The sequence below is a fragment of the Ruminococcus sp. OM04-4AA genome (assembly GCF_003462585.1).
Taxonomy (GTDB): Bacteria; Bacillota; Clostridia; order Lachnospirales; family Lachnospiraceae; genus Mediterraneibacter; species Mediterraneibacter faecis.
Window position 1 is genome coordinate 1 of sequence record NZ_QTZH01000052.1, and the last position, 16,323, is coordinate 16,323.

General features: G+C 37.1%; 13 protein-coding genes. 7 read left to right on the plus strand and 6 right to left on the minus strand.

Annotated elements, in window-relative coordinates; all coding sequences use genetic code 11:
- Positions 1–140 precede the first annotated feature (140 nt).
- From DXB52_RS12460 to DXB52_RS12485, 7 genes are all read left to right on the plus strand, one after another.
- Positions 141–401: a hypothetical protein gene (locus DXB52_RS12460; RefSeq protein WP_118107560.1), complete on the plus strand. Its 261-nt coding sequence runs from the start codon at positions 141–143 to the stop codon at positions 399–401.
- Positions 398–559 (plus strand): hypothetical protein, encoded by a 162-nt coding sequence (locus DXB52_RS16200; protein WP_181989206.1) that lies wholly within the window; start codon positions 398–400, stop codon positions 557–559. The genes DXB52_RS12460 and DXB52_RS16200 overlap by 4 nt, the downstream gene beginning before the upstream one ends.
- Positions 560–840: 281 nt before the next feature.
- Positions 841–1,128, plus strand: a complete 288-nt coding sequence (locus tag DXB52_RS12465; protein ID WP_118107562.1) for a hypothetical protein — start codon at positions 841–843, stop codon at positions 1,126–1,128.
- Between the two features lie 40 nt (positions 1,129–1,168).
- Complete coding sequence (locus DXB52_RS12470) at positions 1,169–1,552, plus strand: hypothetical protein (protein WP_118107565.1); 384 nt, start codon at positions 1,169–1,171, stop codon at positions 1,550–1,552.
- A gap of 10 nt (positions 1,553–1,562) precedes the next feature.
- Positions 1,563–2,186: a hypothetical protein gene (locus DXB52_RS12475; RefSeq protein ID WP_118107567.1), complete on the plus strand. Its 624-nt coding sequence runs from the start codon at positions 1,563–1,565 to the stop codon at positions 2,184–2,186.
- Positions 2,186–2,374, plus strand: coding sequence for an AbrB/MazE/SpoVT family DNA-binding domain-containing protein (locus DXB52_RS12480; protein ID WP_118107569.1), 189 nt, complete (start codon positions 2,186–2,188; stop codon positions 2,372–2,374). Before DXB52_RS12475 ends, DXB52_RS12480 begins: the two co-directional genes overlap by 1 nt.
- A 101-nt stretch (positions 2,375–2,475) precedes the next feature.
- On the plus strand, positions 2,476–2,871 hold the full coding sequence (locus DXB52_RS12485) for a DUF4417 domain-containing protein (protein ID WP_472520138.1): 396 nt from the start codon (positions 2,476–2,478) through the stop codon (positions 2,869–2,871).
- Positions 2,872–2,916: 45 nt separating this feature from the next.
- Here DXB52_RS12485 and DXB52_RS12490 read toward each other — a convergent pair whose 3' ends face one another.
- The 6 genes from DXB52_RS12490 to DXB52_RS12510 all read right to left on the minus strand — a co-directional run bounded on the left by DXB52_RS12490 (position 2,917) and on the right by DXB52_RS12510 (position 16,179).
- Positions 2,917–5,175 carry a VirD4-like conjugal transfer protein, CD1115 family gene (locus DXB52_RS12490; RefSeq protein WP_118107571.1) on the minus strand — a complete coding sequence of 753 codons (2,259 nt, stop codon included), beginning with the start codon at positions 5,173–5,175 and terminating at the stop codon, positions 2,917–2,919.
- Positions 5,176–5,191: 16 nt separating this feature from the next.
- Positions 5,192–6,466, minus strand: a complete 1,275-nt coding sequence (locus DXB52_RS12495; RefSeq protein WP_118107573.1) for a hypothetical protein — start codon at positions 6,464–6,466, stop codon at positions 5,192–5,194.
- A gap of 75 nt (positions 6,467–6,541) precedes the next feature.
- A complete protein-coding gene (locus DXB52_RS12500; protein WP_118107575.1) occupies positions 6,542–6,766 on the minus strand; it encodes a hypothetical protein in 225 nt (74 codons plus the stop codon).
- A gap of 12 nt (positions 6,767–6,778) precedes the next feature.
- Entirely contained in the window at positions 6,779–8,746 is a 1,968-nt protein-coding gene (locus DXB52_RS17340) for a helicase-related protein (protein ID WP_472520139.1), read from the minus strand.
- 50 nt (positions 8,747–8,796) lie between these two features.
- Complete coding sequence (locus tag DXB52_RS12505; protein WP_472520140.1) at positions 8,797–14,040, minus strand: DEAD/DEAH box helicase family protein; 5,244 nt, start codon at positions 14,038–14,040, stop codon at positions 8,797–8,799.
- 45 nt (positions 14,041–14,085) lie between these two features.
- Positions 14,086–16,179: a DUF3849 domain-containing protein gene (locus DXB52_RS12510; RefSeq protein ID WP_118107577.1), complete on the minus strand. Its 2,094-nt coding sequence runs from the start codon at positions 16,177–16,179 to the stop codon at positions 14,086–14,088.
- Positions 16,180–16,323: the final 144 nt, after the last annotated feature.

A 16,323-nucleotide genomic window follows, 5' to 3' on the forward strand; every position in this document is an offset into this window, starting at 1 on the left:
ACTATCAAAAGAAAAATTAGTCAATTCTCTTTCTTTAAAAATAGTGATTTTTTCATTGACATTCACTAATTTTAGTGATAATATAGTTATAGAGAGAAGCAAACAAGTATTAATTTGATTCATGCTATGGAGGTAACCCTATGAAATTAAACAAAGAAGATTTCTTAAATTCTGAACTTGGCAGCAATTTGCTGGAATGTATAGAATCATGGGACTGGGCTTTAAGAGGTGGAGTTAAAACAAAACCTCTTGCAGATTGGTGCCAGGCTCAATGGGAAGTATATCAGATCATGTTTAGACAGATTTTCCATATTAATTATCATTTCACTAGAACAGACGAACGTTTTGGAATTTGCACAGAAAACGAAAAAGATTGGCTTATAAAAGAGGTAAAAAAATGAGAAAAAGAACAATAAAAAAAATAATCATAGCAGCAATTATTTCTGCAGAACTTTCTAGTTGGGCTACACGAATATACATGATCAATACAGCTCAACCAGACCGACCATGTAAGATTACTTGGAGTGGCGAAACAACAACATATGATCAAAACTATTAACAATCCGACCAACACATCTTTCAATTATACCGGAGCATGTATGTAGGTGTGTTCTTCAAGCGGTATATCTTAGGACTGTGGTGTGTGGCTGAAGGTCTTGTCTATTCCATATGTTGCGAAAAGCGAAAGGAGAAGAGATGGGAAAAACGATTGATTGCTCCGCAGTATTGACGTACTGCGGAGTTTTTGTTGAAAAAAATAAAAAGCATTGACTATTGGTGTCCAATATGCTATAATAAAGACAGTTAAAGAAGACAAGCAAATTCAAGGAGGAAAGAAAAATGAAATATGTTGATATCACGAATCAAGAAATAGTTGAAGGATTCAAAAAGTCATGTCCGTTATTTGTTGGAGAAGAGATCGAAGAACTTCACAAGCGCATTATCCGCATGAAATTAAGCGTTGACTGTCAAGGCGACATACTTGCGCAGAACGAAGACGGTGACAGATATTGGATAACTACAGAGCCAACTGTTACTCGCTGGAACAAATCTGGAAAATATGAAATCAGGATGAAATACAGCGTGCACAAAGAAAGCAAATACAACGATAAAATTTATGAGTTGTAAAATAAGACATTGCAATTAACAAATAAAAGGAGGAAGCAAAATGACAATCGAAGAAATCAGAAATTTAATCAGTAAAGCAGAATATGGCTACATTGGAATCAGGGCAGACAGCAGAGATTATCAAATAGGTGACGTAATGGATAACTCACATCAGCTTTTCCAGGATCCTCAGTACAATGATGATTATACAGAATTGCTATACCCTTATATTTACGAAGGACCTTATGCTGGATTCTACGATGCCGGCGAACTTAACGGAACATGTGCGCTTTCGGTATCTGAGAACAACATCGAAAAGATGCTTGAAGCTGTGAAAAATTATGGAGAAAAAATCTACTTAATCGGTGGGAATTCAATGGAATACGGAAATGATGTAGACGAAATCATTGTTAGAAACGCAGAAGTGATTGCAGTATTGCAATAAAGGAGAAAAAATGAAAAGGACAAAAAGAGCTTGTATAAAATGCGGAAAGCCATTTTACGGTGGAACGGACAAATCATATTGTGATGAGTGTGCAAAAGCAATAAAAAGCAATGTTATGCGTACAAGAACGTGTAAATCGTGCGGAGCTGAATTTTTGGGGGGTCCACGTGCATCCTATTGTCCGAACTGTCGCAGAATAAGGCAAAGAGAAGCAAACGAAAGAGCAAGAAAAAGAGGAGGTGCAACTAGACCAATCGGAAGTATCGACAAGTGCAAATTGTGTGGAGCTGAATATGTTGTTAATTCCGGAAGGCAAAAATATTGTTCGGACGAGTGCCAAAGAGAAGCGGTACTTGCATGGCAACGAGAACACAAAAAGGGATATAATAAGGCATCCGGACAAGACATTAAAAAAGTAGAACGGCGGAAAGAGAAAAAGAAAATCTGCGTATATTGCGGACGTGTTTTTTCTTCTAATACAGCGACAAACACATGTTCTAATTATTGCCGAAAGAAAAATACGAAAATAATTGAGTACAGAGCAGAAATGAAGCGTGGAATTAACGCAAATATCGAAAAACTGATAGAAGAAAGAAATAAATATAGAGCAAAAATAAAAGCGGAGGAAGCATAATGAAAGAAATCGAAAGAAACGTGATGTTTGCAAAGGCTGGCGGTAATGCAAGTAAGAATGCATACACCTGCAGAATCTCACTCCCGGTGGATGCAATCAAGGCACTTGGAGTGAAACCAGAAGATAGAGCAGTGATGCTAACAATCGAAGAAAACAAAGTAGTAATTACGAAAGCCACAAAGAATTAATTCTGAGAAAATGTAGAGAAATAATCAAAGATGGGTACAATGAAAAAATCCTCACAAGTTACAATAATTATAAAGACTATGTAGAATGTGAGGATTTTTCTATGTATAGAAGTACACAGAACTACGAGAATCAACAGAAAATGCTGTTTGTTGGTGTTGGCGAATATGGAATCCCACAGATAGAGCTACATCATACAACCCATGCGAATTCCTATCATTCAACTATGCGAAAAGCTGTAAGGATAGAGCAGATCATGGAATCTTACGTAAGCATGCTACAGGACTTCAAGTGTGTAATGAGTCCGGACTTTAGCACGTATACAGATTTTCCTAAAGCATTACAGGTGTACAACCATTTTAGAAAGCACTGGATTGGTGCGTACATGCAGATGAATGGGATTGATGTGATACCTACAATCAGTTGGAGTGACAAAGAATCATTCTCCTGGTGCTTTGACGGAGAGCCAGTGGGCGGAGTTGTTGCGGTAGCCCCATAAGATAACAGGGGCTATAATTGGTGAAATCCTATTACTCTCCCACAATCATTGCATAAACTGATATGTTCTGCGATATTGGTTCATTTTTTCTACTGGAAATGTAAAGTAGGATTTTACTTCTTCTTCAGTAAGTCCATTTTCCAATCCAAGCAAGATTTCATTTAATTGATCTTCCGTAAGTCTCTCTGCATACCGCTGAATGCACTGGTTGATTGTTCCGGACAAATCCCATTTTTCTTCTTTCTTTTCTTTCTGCACTTCCTCATCCACCTCCGTCGTTTCCTCTTCTGTACCGAAATTCGGTACATTGGAACGATTCTCTTGCATTAACTGTTCTTCCATTTCTATTGCTCTTTCTTGCAATCCTGTATCTTTCTTACTTTTCTCGAACAGTTGAATAAGTTCTTCTTCTGTTGGCTTCGGATCGGCATCAAAATTTAGATACAAGAAATCTTCCTCATTTATCTCACATACTTTGATACTCTTATCCGTCTTTTCTACTTCCTTATAAAATGCCACATCTTTTTTATCAATCACCTGAAAATCCTGCTTACTACGAATTGTTCGGTAAGTCATTGTTCTTGGATTATATACAACACGGACCGGATGCTTATAGCCATTCTTCCCTGCAAGTTTTTTAGATTCTTTCCATATAGGTGTGTTAAATGGGAAGTTTTTTCGATCTCTAATTGGATACTGTCCCTCCATGAAAATAAGGCAATCCTTACGACTCATTCTTTTTACTTCTCCCGGAGTCATTAATCCTCTTCCTGCTCTTTGATTATTCAAACTTGAATTTCCATGTACACCAGTGGTCACTCCATCATTTCTCGTATCAATGGTCATATCACCTAATAGTTTCGATATGTATTCATGCGTAGAAAGTGCTGCTGGACCAGAGCCAAGATAGATCATCACTGCACAGTTATCTAGGAACACTTCCCATTTTTCCTGTGGAAAGATTGCCTTAATCTGGGCGATGGACTGCAAAACTGGAACCATCGACATATTTCTGCTTCGTATTGTTCCCATTAATACCTCTGTATTATTCGGTTTCGGACCGGCATAGAATTCATCTGCCCATAGTCTTACATGTATAGGAAGACTTCCGTTGCACTTATGATCTGCGATTCTGATCAAAACATCAAATAGCTGTGTGTAAAACATGGAAATCAAAAAATTAAAAGACTGATCATTATCTGGCATAACCAGAAATAATGCAGTCTTTTTATTTGGATTTCCGTCTACTCCCAACCCTAAAGATGGAATATCAATATCATCGTCTTCAAAAAGACGTTTTAATGAAGATGTTTCGCATAATCGCAACATTGCATTCACCATTATAATAATAGAACGGACTGTTTCTGCCGCACCTTTTTTCAATTTCCGGTAGTCTCGCACTGGTGGGTAATCATCTCCGTGGATATCTTCGAGTCTGTTCATCTCAAGCTGTAATTCTGTCATATCATCATCCTCATTTCCCACATGTTTCGATTCCATATTTACGAGTTTCAAGATATTGTTTAAAGTTGGTTTTCGTCCCTCTTCCTTTGCTGTCAGCCATTCATGAAAGAACACTGCCTGCAGATAAAGTGCAACTCCATCATCCCAGAATGGCTCTCCCTTCATTGCGTCTGGTGGCTTTACGGATGCCTGCATATTCGTAATTAATCGGATTACATCTGTCTCTTTTTCAAGGTACGCCATTGGATTATATCTGTCGGACTCTTCCGGATTAATCAGATTGAAAGACTTCACAGTTATTCCATGAGCTTTTAAATATTTTCCATGTTTTCGTAACAAATCTCCTTTAATATCCAATATTACATTTGTCATACCAGCTAATAACAGATTTGGAGTAACCACAGAGGTTGTTTTATATGAACCAGATCCTCCAATTACCAACATATTCATATTTGACACTGAATGATTAGAAACTGCAATGCGTTCACTTAGATAGGTATTATTCTGCTTATTTTTATCCCTTAATGTTTTACTCAATTTATTTACATCTGCCCACTGTTCCGAGCCATTTTCCACTCCAAAATGGTAGTTTCGATTCTGATCTAAATAATATGCGATAAACATGATCCATGCTATAAATGCACAGCCCATAAACGCAGGCGTTTTATCTGTCCACCAGTTTCGTAACGGATGCATTACAATATACAATAATTTTTCCTGGTAATTTGACATGGTGACACCATCTAATTTCATCAATCCACAGCCAAAATACGCTCCAATGATCAATATTACAAGAATAATAAGGAAGATTCCCCATGGAGTTTTTCTTTTTTCAATCATCTATTCTCCCTCCGGATTATCTTGCTTTCAAAGGCGGTTTCGGAGATTTTACAGGTTTCTTACGAGCTGTATTTTCAACTGTTTTTCCTGCTTTATTCTGTGATCGATCTGTTGCTTTCTGCTCTCTTTCCGACAGATTATAATGCTTCTCATATAATTCACTCGCAAATGGACGTCGTTCGAGTTTAATAGGAAGCTTCAAGCCTTTATCATACATCAATGGCTTTTTATCTTTCTCCAAAAATGCCGTATAGTATTTTGAATCAACAGAATGGAATACTTGATCTCCTGGAATCACCAAATATTGTACATTTTCTCCAAAAGTTCCCGGTATTCTGCTAACAAAATACTTTTCTTCTCTGAAAGATTTAATTGCTTCCTTGTCTAATTGGTTTACTAATGTATCCGGATCAATTGTAAATTTTTGATACATTTGATTTTCTTCGTAATCCTCATATGTCATATTTCCTTCATCTAAAGCTATTTTAGGAGCAGACGACTTTTCTTTTTCATATTTTTGATTTGCTTCCTTCACTTTTTCATCCCCGGTATTGATGTATTCCTCTGTAGACATTTTTCCCGTATTCTGATAGGTAGACATATCAATCATATTTAGATCTGGAACTTTTTCTCCTCGTTGAAGCATATCTTTCTGATACAATTGATACCAGTGTTGTACTTTCGGGATATCACTGTTTGCTACAATAATCTGTATATTTCCATCCCCGATCTTTAAATCTGGTAATACACTATAATTTATTTTTAATTTGTCAAAATCTTCTTTATACACCTCCTCTTTCCCTTCAAATGGTACACTAAATATACTTGTTTTTCCTTCTGTAAATGCATTCAAACTTTCTTCCGTTCTTTCTCCTCCAACCATTTTTTTGTTTAAATACCTCTTATACCATAGATCAAAAATATTTTCATCATCTCTGCATACTGCAATCTGTATATAGTTATCAGCCTTATTTAGATCCGGCATTTCATAGAAGCGTACTCCTTTTTTCTTTAGGTCCGCAAATTCCTCGATATCCTCTAATTTAATATCATCTCCTGTTTGATCTATCGGAATATTAAATACATCAAAGTTTCCTTCTGTTCGTTTGGCAAAATTTTGGAAGTCTTTAAATTCCCTTTTGTCAATGATTTTCTCCTTCACCATTCTGGCAAGAAACTGCACAATTTTTGCAAGTCCTTTCGTTGATATTTTCATAATTGGATCTGCAAACATGGTTGCCTTTTTGATCACCATTAAGACTTCTTCCACATCTCTGTATTCTTCGTTCATTTCTCCGCTCCTGTCAATTATTTTTCTTCATGATTTTTACTCATATTTGATGGATTGTACCGAAATTCGGTACAATCATAATTTCGGTGAAACTGCTTTTACCTGTTTTCTCTGCTTTGATTCTGTTTTCACCTCTGGTAATACAGATATATCCTTCTTTTCTTCTTCCCGCATTGGAATATTATATTTTTCCATAAAACCCTTAAAGTATGCTGTATTTTCTTTGATTTCTCCTAGCATCTTCCGGATTTCTTCCATCTCTGATTTAATCTGTTCTAATTCTTTGTTTGATTCAATCATAATTTTTCTCCTTTATCGTGTACCGAATTTCGGTACAACTTCATTTTTTTGCGTTTTATTGGTTACTTCTGCTGTTTCTTGTTCTTCAATCTGTTCTTCAGCAACAATCTCATGATTGGATTGATCCATATTAAGAAGTGCATTAAGTTCCGACAGACGATCTGTTTTTTCTTTTAAATCAGCTTCTTTGGGGAACTCTTTCATTACCTCGATTTTTGCATCCTCTAGCTGTGATTCATAGGTCTGCAGATTCTGTTTTGCCCTTGCAATATGCTTTGGAATATTATCCAATGCATTATTAATTCGTATAATATTTCCCAGACCATTTTCACCTAACTCAATAAGATAACTTCGTTGATTCTGTAATTTCAAATTATATGAATTGCTTATATGGTTATAACTGACAAACATAGTAAATCCCTGGTAAGTTCCTATCTCAACAGATTCACCTAACCTGTTTTCTTTTTTGGCTGCTGTCCGGATTGCCTTTCCTGCCAACTCTTTATCATCAAAAGTTACGTCTTCAATTATCATTTCAAACCGATCTTGATTTTTTATCTGATAGGATTGGTAGCATTTTAAATCTTCTTGCAGCTGCTGAATTCTTACTTTTTCATTAGAGATTTTCAAAGGATAATCATGTACAATCTGATTTTCCAATCTGTATCTATTGGCATTATGGTTTGCTTTTAACACCTTCAGTTTTGCAACATCAATATCCAGTTCCATCTTCTCCTTAATGTATGGATTTCCGGTAGCCAATGCTTTTATTTCAGCGAATGATAATACTGCTTCATCCACATCCTCACAACTTCTGACTGGTGATTTGCTTGTCATGATTTGACCAACAAACTTCTGCTTATTCTCCAAAAGCTGCCACATATAACTGTCAAACGTTCCTTCTGTAACATAACGGAAAATCTGTACTTTCTCATTCTGGTTTCCCTGACGTAAGATACGTCCTTCCTGTTGTTCAATATCCGAAGGTTTCCAAGGCACATCCAAATGATGAAGAGCAATCAGTCTGTCCTGCACATTCGTGCCGGCTCCCATTTTGGCGGTCGAGCCAAACAAAAAGCGAACCTGTCCACTTCTTACTTTCGAGAACAGCTCCGCTTTCCTTGTATCTGTATTTGCATGATGAATATAAGCAATTTCTTCTTCCGGAACACCCATATCCATTAATTTTTGTTTCAAATCATCATACACATTAAATGTTCCATCATTTTTCGGTGTCGACAAATCACAGAACACCAATTGTGCTGATTTCGTGTCTTTGGTATTTTCCCATATATCGTAACACTGTCTTGCACATTCAGATACCTTTCCATCCACTGAATCAGGAAACGCATCACTTATTAATCTCTGATCTAATGCAAGTTTTCGACCATCATTGGTTATTTTCAGCATGTTATCAATGGAAGAATCAACTCCTCCATTTCTTACTTGCTCTGCACGCTCACCTAATTCTGCCACATATTCTTTTTGTTCTTCTGTTGGCTTGATAACAATCGTTTTATATTCCACTTCCGGAACAGGAAGATTTAATTGATCAGATGTTTTGATATCTGCAATTTCCTTAAACATGCTCATAAGTTCCGGAACATTGAAGAAACGTGAAAATCTCGTTTTTGTTCGATAGCCCGTTCCTTCCGGTGCTAATTCAATTGCTGTAACCGTCTCGCCAAACGTGGCTGCCCAGGCATCAAATTGTGTGAGACCAGTCTTTTGCAGTTCCTCCATCTGAAGGTAACGCTGTATCGTAAACAATTCTGTCATACTATTGCTGATCGGCGTTCCAGTTGCAAATGTAATACCACTTCCTTCTGTAATTTCATTCATATATTGACACTTATTAAACATGTCCGTTGATTTCTGTGCTTCCGTCTGTGATACTCCTGCAACATTTCTCATCTTTGTATACAAAAAAAGATTCTTATAGTAATGACTCTCATCTACAAAAAGCCTGTCTACGCCCAACTCCTCAAACGTGATTGTATTATCCTTTTTTTCTTTCTTATTTAGCTTTTCTATCTTACCGCTAATTGTTTTTTGGTTTTCTCCATCTGCTTGATGGTAAAGTTTTCTGTATTGCTTTCTTTTGCCAGCTCAATTGCTGCAATAATATCATCAATCTGACCATTCAGCATTTTCTTCAGACGTTCATCGCTCAGTGGAATCTTTTCAAATTGACTATGACCTATAATCACTGCATCATAATTTCCAAGTGCAATTCTGGCACAGAACTTTTTCCGGTTCATTGGCTGAAAGTCCTTTTTCGTTGCAACCAAGATATTTGCCCCAGGATATAGCTGTAAAAATTCCGATCCCCACTGCTCCGTCAGATGATTTGGCACAACAAACAGTGATTTTTGCGACAGCCCAAGTCTTTTCGACTCCATTGCTGCAGCAATCATTTCATATGTTTTTCCAGCGCCAACACAATGAGCCAATAAAGTATTTTTCCCATACAACTGATGTGCAACCGCATTTTTCTGATGTGGTTTTAATGTAATTTCGGTATTCATTCCTGGAAATACCAAGTAACTTCCATCATATTCCCGTGGACGGATCGAGTTAAACCTTTCATTATATGTTTTACAGATCGTTTCTCTTCTCTGTAGATCGGCATAAATCCATTCCTGGAAAGCTTCTTTTATAGCGTCCTGCTTCTGAGCTGCATACATTGTTTCTGTCTTATTTACGACATATCTGACGGTTCCATCGGTTTCTACCCTATCATACACTCTGGCATCCCGTAGATTTAATGTTGCTTCAAGAATTTCATATGCGTTAATTCTCTGCGTTCCATAGGTGTTATAAGCGATTGTATTTCCAATACTATCCAGGTTTTTCCCTTTAATCCGCCATTCTCCGGTTGTTTTGGAATATTCGATTGCAATTCTCCGGTTATTCAGATGATATTTTGGTGTATGGAAGACCTCTTCCATAAACTGTTCATACATTTCCGGTTCAATCCAGGTGGCACCGATCCTGACTTCAATTTCAGACGCATCAAGATCTTTGGGCTGTATCTTTTCTAAGGCATCTACATTTTCCTGATATCTAGAATCTGTCTGTAGATGTTCTTTTGCAACTTGTAATTTTTCTCTGACATTCCCGGATAAATATTCATCATTATTTTCCCAACGATTGGTTTCCGGATTAAAGAAGATTATCCCCTTCAGTTCTTCTATTACAGTTTCTTCACTTCTACCCGTCAGTTGCGCCATAAATAGCAGATTTACTCTTGCATATTCACTCATTGAAACCGTCAGTGACTCAATCGCCGTATCCACCTTGGTAACCGGCACCGCTTTACTGATCGTGCGCTTTGAAAACATGTCCGCTTTCCGTTCCAGATTTCCATTTTCATCCAGTATTTCCAATGAACACAATAAGCAATAGGATGCATCTGATGAAAAAGCCCTCTTATTTCCAGTACTACTTATAACACCATACTTTTTATAGAATTCATCATAGACTCTATTCAGCTTTTCTTGTTCCGTTTTAATCGCTTCATCTGTTCCATTTTCATCCATCTGTAGAGAAATCAATCTCCTTACTGATTCTCGGATTTCAATCATTCCACGCACACGTTCCTCTGTAGCCTTTGAAAGATTCACTGGATACATTCTGGAATTTTCCCGGAAATATAATTGTTCATCAACTAATGTATAAGAGTAATTTTTTACATCTGGATTTGCAGGAATGTCTCTTTGATCTTCCTCGATTACAACTTCCGGATTTTCCACAAAAATCTGTCCTTGAACCTTCGTGATTGCAACATCTAGTTGTTCTTTCAGATCTGCCCCTTTAAGCGGTATACATGCGGTTTCTTTTCCATATGGTCCACTTACCTCTTCCATGTGTCCGAGTACCATTTCCGGATGGTTTAAGAAATATTGATTTAACTCAATACCATCTTCATTTACTCCAATGTCCAGCCACTCCGGAGAATCATAAGAAATTCCTTCTCTTTTCTGGAAAAACAAAATATCCGATGTTACTTCTGTTCCTGCATTGCCCTTAAATGCAGTGTTTGGTAAGCGAATTGCTCCTAATAATTCTGCTCGCTGTGACAAGTAGGAACGAACCAGATTATTTTTTTTATCCATTGTTCCCTTAGATGTGATAAACGCTGCTACTCCACCACTTCTTAACTGATCTAAAGTTTTCGCCAAGAAATAATCATGGATCAGAAAATGATGTTGTTCATATCGCCTGTCATACACCTGATAATTACCAAACGGAACATTTCCAATCGCAACATCAAAAAAATCATCCGGATATCCGGAAGTTTCATAACCAGTAATCCGGATGTCTGCATCCGGATACAGTTGTTTTGCAATTCTACCACTGATACTGTCTAACTCCACACCATATAGCTTTGAATCACGCAAGGATTCCGGCATTGCTCCAAAAAAATTTCCTACTCCCATTGCAGGCTCTAGCACATTTCCGTTTTTAAATCCCATTTGTTCCAACGCCTTATACATACTTTTAATAATCACAGGTTGCGTATAATGTGCATTCAATACAGATTCTCGTGCAGATTTATATTCGGACTCTGTAAGCAACTCTTTTAGTTCTTTATATTCATCCGCCCAATTAGATTTTCCTTCGTCAAATACATAGGCAAGACCTCCCCATCCAACATACTGCGAGAGAACTTCCTGTTCATACCGATCAGCCTGCCGATGCTCCTGCTCCAATTGCTTTAACAATCGAATTGCATCGACATTTCTTTGATATTTTTCCTTTGCAGTTCCATTTCCCAACTGATTATCTGTAATATAGAAATTACCAGGACGAATTGTTTGCGTATTGTTTTTGCTTTCTTTCTGTAATACTTCCTGGATCTGCTTCTGTTCCTCTGGTGTAGTTGGTCTGTTTTCCAGCACACTTGCCATTGCTTCATGTACAATGGCATCATATTCTATCACCTCAAGAATCTCCGCATGTTCTGTTATATACTCATCAACCGCAGCCTGGTTAATAAAGAATCGATTTGCTGAAGGATATACCTCTAACTTCCCATCCTCACCAATGCGTACCAGACGGAAACGTATTCCATCTCTTCCATCTGGATAATGATATGTAAAAAATCCAATGTCCCGTTCTTCTACATCCTCACTGCTTTCGATTGCTACTCGTATGCGCTCATTTTCTGAAGATGCCACTTGTTCTGTACCGAAATTCGGTACACTATCCTGTTGATCTGCAATATCCGGTTTTAGCGAACTCTGTTCTTGTTCTGTAACCACCGTTTCAGATTCCGATTTTTCTGTTAAATATTGGTTCTTCTGTATCATGGTTTCGATACGGCGTAAAACCATGTTCCATTTTAATATGACCTTTCCACAAAATTCCTTTTCAATGACAATCCCTTTTGCATCATGGTTTTCAGATGAAAACCAGCTTCCGATGACTCCCGGCGTAGGTCCTCCTATCCCATATTCATTTTTTAGGAACTCTATTTTTTCTTTTATACTATGTTCCTTTGTCAGGAAGTTATAGATGCGTTTTTTTCCACCCTCTACCCCAGAACCACGCCCTAATATAGCATTGATTTCGTCTTCTGTAATAAATTGCTTTTCCGGCATAAAAATATCGGAAGATTGCAGAATATAATGTTTTTCTTCCGATATTAATTCTTCAAATATTTTTTGATATTTGGCATTATTTATTTTTATCCAACTTGGCATAGAAGAATCAGTTTGAATCATTTTATCTATTGTGTCAAACACTGTTTTTATTTTTTCCTGTCCATTTTTTTCGGACAATTCTTGTTGGATAACATCGCCCCATTCTTCCTTATACTTTAGCCCCTCTGGCAGCACACCCGCATCTCGAAATAATAATTCTACCCTCTGAGCATACTTTTTTTCTGTCACTTGCAAGGCATTTACTACAATCGAATTGGGCAGATATTTCCCATCTTCATATAATTTTTTAATTCTATCTGCCGCTTCTTGCCAGGGGATTAATTGATCATATCTATCCTGTGCCGATTCACCTCTTGCAAACCGTAGTCCTGATTGTTCATACCATACTGATATCTTTCGGTTATTTAGGTATACCCCTTTACCACCAGTACCATATTCTCTGCTTAGGAATTCCGCAAATTCTTCCTTATCCAAACCATTAATCAAACGGGCAGCAATTGAATGCTGTGAATTTTCCTCTCCTCCTCCAAGCCGCAATATCGCATCTATTTCTGAATCCAAGATATACTCTGCATCATTCTCTGTCTTACGTGAAGCAATTTCAAGTTGGATTTGTTCGCTTTGTTCCGCTTCTGATGGAATGAACTCTAATTGTGTATAGTCATCATCTGCTTCGATCACTTCATCTACTCGAACTGGAGCTTTTGGTACTGTTCGCAAAACATGATTATCTGGTTCTTCCTCTTCTGCATGTTCTTCTTTCTGCGTACCGAAATTCGGTACACGCTTTTCTGCAGATATTTTTGTTAGAACTTCTGGTGTTGTCTCCGGTTGTGTTATTTTCTGATCTATATTTTTCTGATTTCTGATCAAAAATACGGTAATACCATGCAAAATTGAATTACACGTTTCAGTCGTAGCATAGCCTAAATGTCGAAGCACTGAAATATCATTGAAGTTTGTAATAAACTGAAAAGAATCTGAGGAAAGATACATTTCCGGATCATATCCACATTTTGACAAACAGACATAAAATATACTATTTTCCAGCAGTTCTTGAAAATCATGTTTTAATTGATCTTCTTCCAGGTCTTCCAGATATGTGCCTTCAACATCTTCTTTAAGCGCATCTTGCAGATCATCGATCACATCATCGACACTTTCTTTGATTAGTTCATGTACCAACTCTGGGATAGATTCCATCCCTTCTTCAATATCAATCGTATTCTGCAGATATGTTCTAACAAGAGTTTCATTCTTTTCGGTAACTTTCCATATATTCAAGGATCGAGAATCATATTTTTCTGTTGTCTGAGTTACGTCAAACACATAATCAATCTTTTCATACCGCCTTTTCGTATGAATCAGACCAATTCCACAGCTTCCCTTCTTTACTGCCCTGTGCATAATTTTGTTCCAGACATCGTACGTTGCAACTGCTGTTGCTTTTGGTGCTTGCGCATAGATCAGAAGCTGATCCTCAAAAGAATATCGAAAAATATTTGGTGCTGCATTTAAATATTTTTTCCAGGCATCCGGACTTTTTACAATCGCTTCAATTGTTTGTTGGGATAATTCTTTTAATTTCAATAACGTTGTTGCCATAGTAAATCCTCTCTGTACTGAATTTCGGTACAACAAAAAAGACTTCTATCTATGAAGTCCTTGATAAATGCTCTTTTGTTTTTTCTTTCTATTTGTTTCTTGTTGTCTTTCTACTGACTTATCTGCAGAAGTCTCGCAATACTGTTCCAATGCATCTAATGCTTTCTGAATCACTGGATTATCTTTATAATATTGAATCATCTCAACATTTTCTCGATCTACCCGACCATGATACATCAACCCATATTTGCCCTCGTAATCACTTCCATCTTCTAGTTCAAATCCAATTCCTTTCACCCCATGCATCCGTTCTTCTGGAATACTTTCATATTTTTTTATCGCTTCATCCAAAGTAAGATTTTCATGAAGTTCTCCAAAATCTGGAAATTCCATACATTCAGCCGCATAGAAACTGACATTAGTTTCGTCAGATATAAATACTCTCTCCGCTTCTTCCAGACGAGAAAACAATGAGTGTGCAGTTCTGACATCATTATCTATCTCTGAATTTTCCGACACCTCTGTCAGCCATTTTTTTATATCACCTGTTTTCCTCGTCAAAATATCCTCTGTAAGTTTATCAATCTGCTCTTCTCTGTCTTCAATGCTATCTTTATACTCGTATGTATCATATTCATAACTGAATTTGTCTAAATCCACAGCGAGTTGTTTAATTTCTTCTGCATGCTCAACTTCGGCATCCAACTCTTCATAATCCATCCATTCTGCATCATCTAACGAAATTCCTGCATCTTCCAGAATATCCTCTACCACCTGCTTTATAGGACTGTCTGGATTATCATAGATACCGCCATCTATATCTTCATAATCTTTCGTATAGAAAGTGTAGTCATAACCTCCGTTTGTGCGGTGAATAGAAAAATATCCATCATGAATTTTATATGCCAATTCATCCGGTTCTTTGTATATTTCCTCTACTGATATCCCCTTGTCCTGCAGATATTCTGATATAGCGTCCAATGCCCCCTTATCAAACCCATTCCACAAATCCTCTGCCACAAGTTGTCCATTTTCTGTCACAATAATTTCTGCTACATTTGAGCCGAACTCATTATGTTCCATAAGAAAGAACTTCTTTCCGGCATATTTCCTTTCCTCAATCGTATGCCAGGCTCCCTCATGTCCATCTGCTACATAATCATTTGTATCTGTAGTAATCGATACCTCTGCATCTTCAATTGCCCGTTCAATTTTCAGCATCCGAATTTCAAATCTTGCCATTGAAATAAAGTCATCTAATACAACCGGATGACTTTCAATTATATAATCAAGATTTAAGTTCCTTCCATGACTGATATTTTCCGGAATATTAATATGTTCTGCCCACTCTTTATTCTGCTTAGAAAATCGTCCCTCTAAAAAGCTTTCCCGGATTGTATTTGCCATCACAAAATTCATACGTTCTTCTCCAAAACGTCTCACAACATCTTTCGCTACATCATCCTTCAAACGTATTCCATCATAGTTTTCTTGAATTACTTCTTCTATCGCTTTTTTACAATCAATATTTAATTTTCTTGAATCCAAATATGCATCCGCATCCTTCTGTCTTACCGCCTGTTCCAGTGTTCCTGCATAAACTGGAGAATCATTTGACCTATCTATAATCTGCTCTCTTTGCTTCGTGAATTCCGGAAGCTCAGAAAATCCAACATCATCCACGTAATACGCTTTCATTTCTCCATTACGTTTCATTATAACAACGTCGGAAACAGACAATGAATGTCCATCAAACCCTTCTGGTCGTTCAGCATTGAACCTATGATATAATTCATCCAGGGAATCATGTTCATGCAATTGCTCCATGAACATCATACGGTAATCTTTCCCATCCACAGATAATCCCATATTACTTATGATGCTCAGTCCCATGAATTTGTATCCCCAATTTCCATCTGTGTTATCATATTGATAGATTGCATAAGAATCATCTGTACGTTCAAAAAAACTGTTTTCATTTGTTCGATCTTCCTGCTCAGTTTCATCCCTTTCTTTCTCCGAAACACTTTCCATAATTTCTTCCTCTTCCATCCTTGTCCAATCATCTTCGTCCGAAGCAAACATATCTTTTGGATCTACTATTGGAGTTCCTATTACTACATTCTCTATGTAAGCCATACTTTCACCCCAGACTTTAATATTCAATATTTAATAAAAATTCTTCTAAAGTAACAGAATCCTCATTATATTCCGATCCATCTTCTTTTTTAAACCACTCTTTACCATCAACATGAACATTAATCATAACTTTTACATTCTGTA

Excerpts from the sequence above, each read along its gene's own strand:
- DXB52_RS12470 (WP_118107565.1), top strand. The coding sequence starts at position 1,169 with ATGACAATCGAAGAAATCAGAAATTTAATCAGTAAAGCAGAATATGGC.
- DXB52_RS12480 (WP_118107569.1), top strand. The coding sequence starts at position 2,186 with ATGAAAGAAATCGAAAGAAACGTGATGTTTGCAAAGGCTGGCGGTAAT.
- DXB52_RS12500 (WP_118107575.1), bottom strand. The coding sequence starts at position 6,766 with ATGATTGAATCAAACAAAGAATTAGAACAGATTAAATCAGAGATGGAA.
- DXB52_RS12510 (WP_118107577.1), bottom strand. The coding sequence starts at position 16,179 with ATGGCTTACATAGAGAATGTAGTAATAGGAACTCCAATAGTAGATCCA.
- DXB52_RS12475 (WP_118107567.1), top strand. The coding sequence starts at position 1,563 with ATGAAAAGGACAAAAAGAGCTTGTATAAAATGCGGAAAGCCATTTTAC.
- DXB52_RS12490 (WP_118107571.1), bottom strand. The coding sequence starts at position 5,175 with ATGATTGAAAAAAGAAAAACTCCATGGGGAATCTTCCTTATTATTCTT.
- DXB52_RS16200 (WP_181989206.1), top strand. The coding sequence starts at position 398 with ATGAGAAAAAGAACAATAAAAAAAATAATCATAGCAGCAATTATTTCT.
- DXB52_RS12460 (WP_118107560.1), top strand. The coding sequence starts at position 141 with ATGAAATTAAACAAAGAAGATTTCTTAAATTCTGAACTTGGCAGCAAT.
- DXB52_RS12495 (WP_118107573.1), bottom strand. The coding sequence starts at position 6,466 with ATGAACGAAGAATACAGAGATGTGGAAGAAGTCTTAATGGTGATCAAA.
- DXB52_RS12485 (WP_472520138.1), top strand. The coding sequence starts at position 2,476 with ATGTATAGAAGTACACAGAACTACGAGAATCAACAGAAAATGCTGTTT.
- DXB52_RS12465 (WP_118107562.1), top strand. The coding sequence starts at position 841 with ATGAAATATGTTGATATCACGAATCAAGAAATAGTTGAAGGATTCAAA.
- DXB52_RS12505 (WP_472520140.1), bottom strand. The coding sequence starts at position 14,040 with ATGGCAACAACGTTATTGAAATTAAAAGAATTATCCCAACAAACAATT.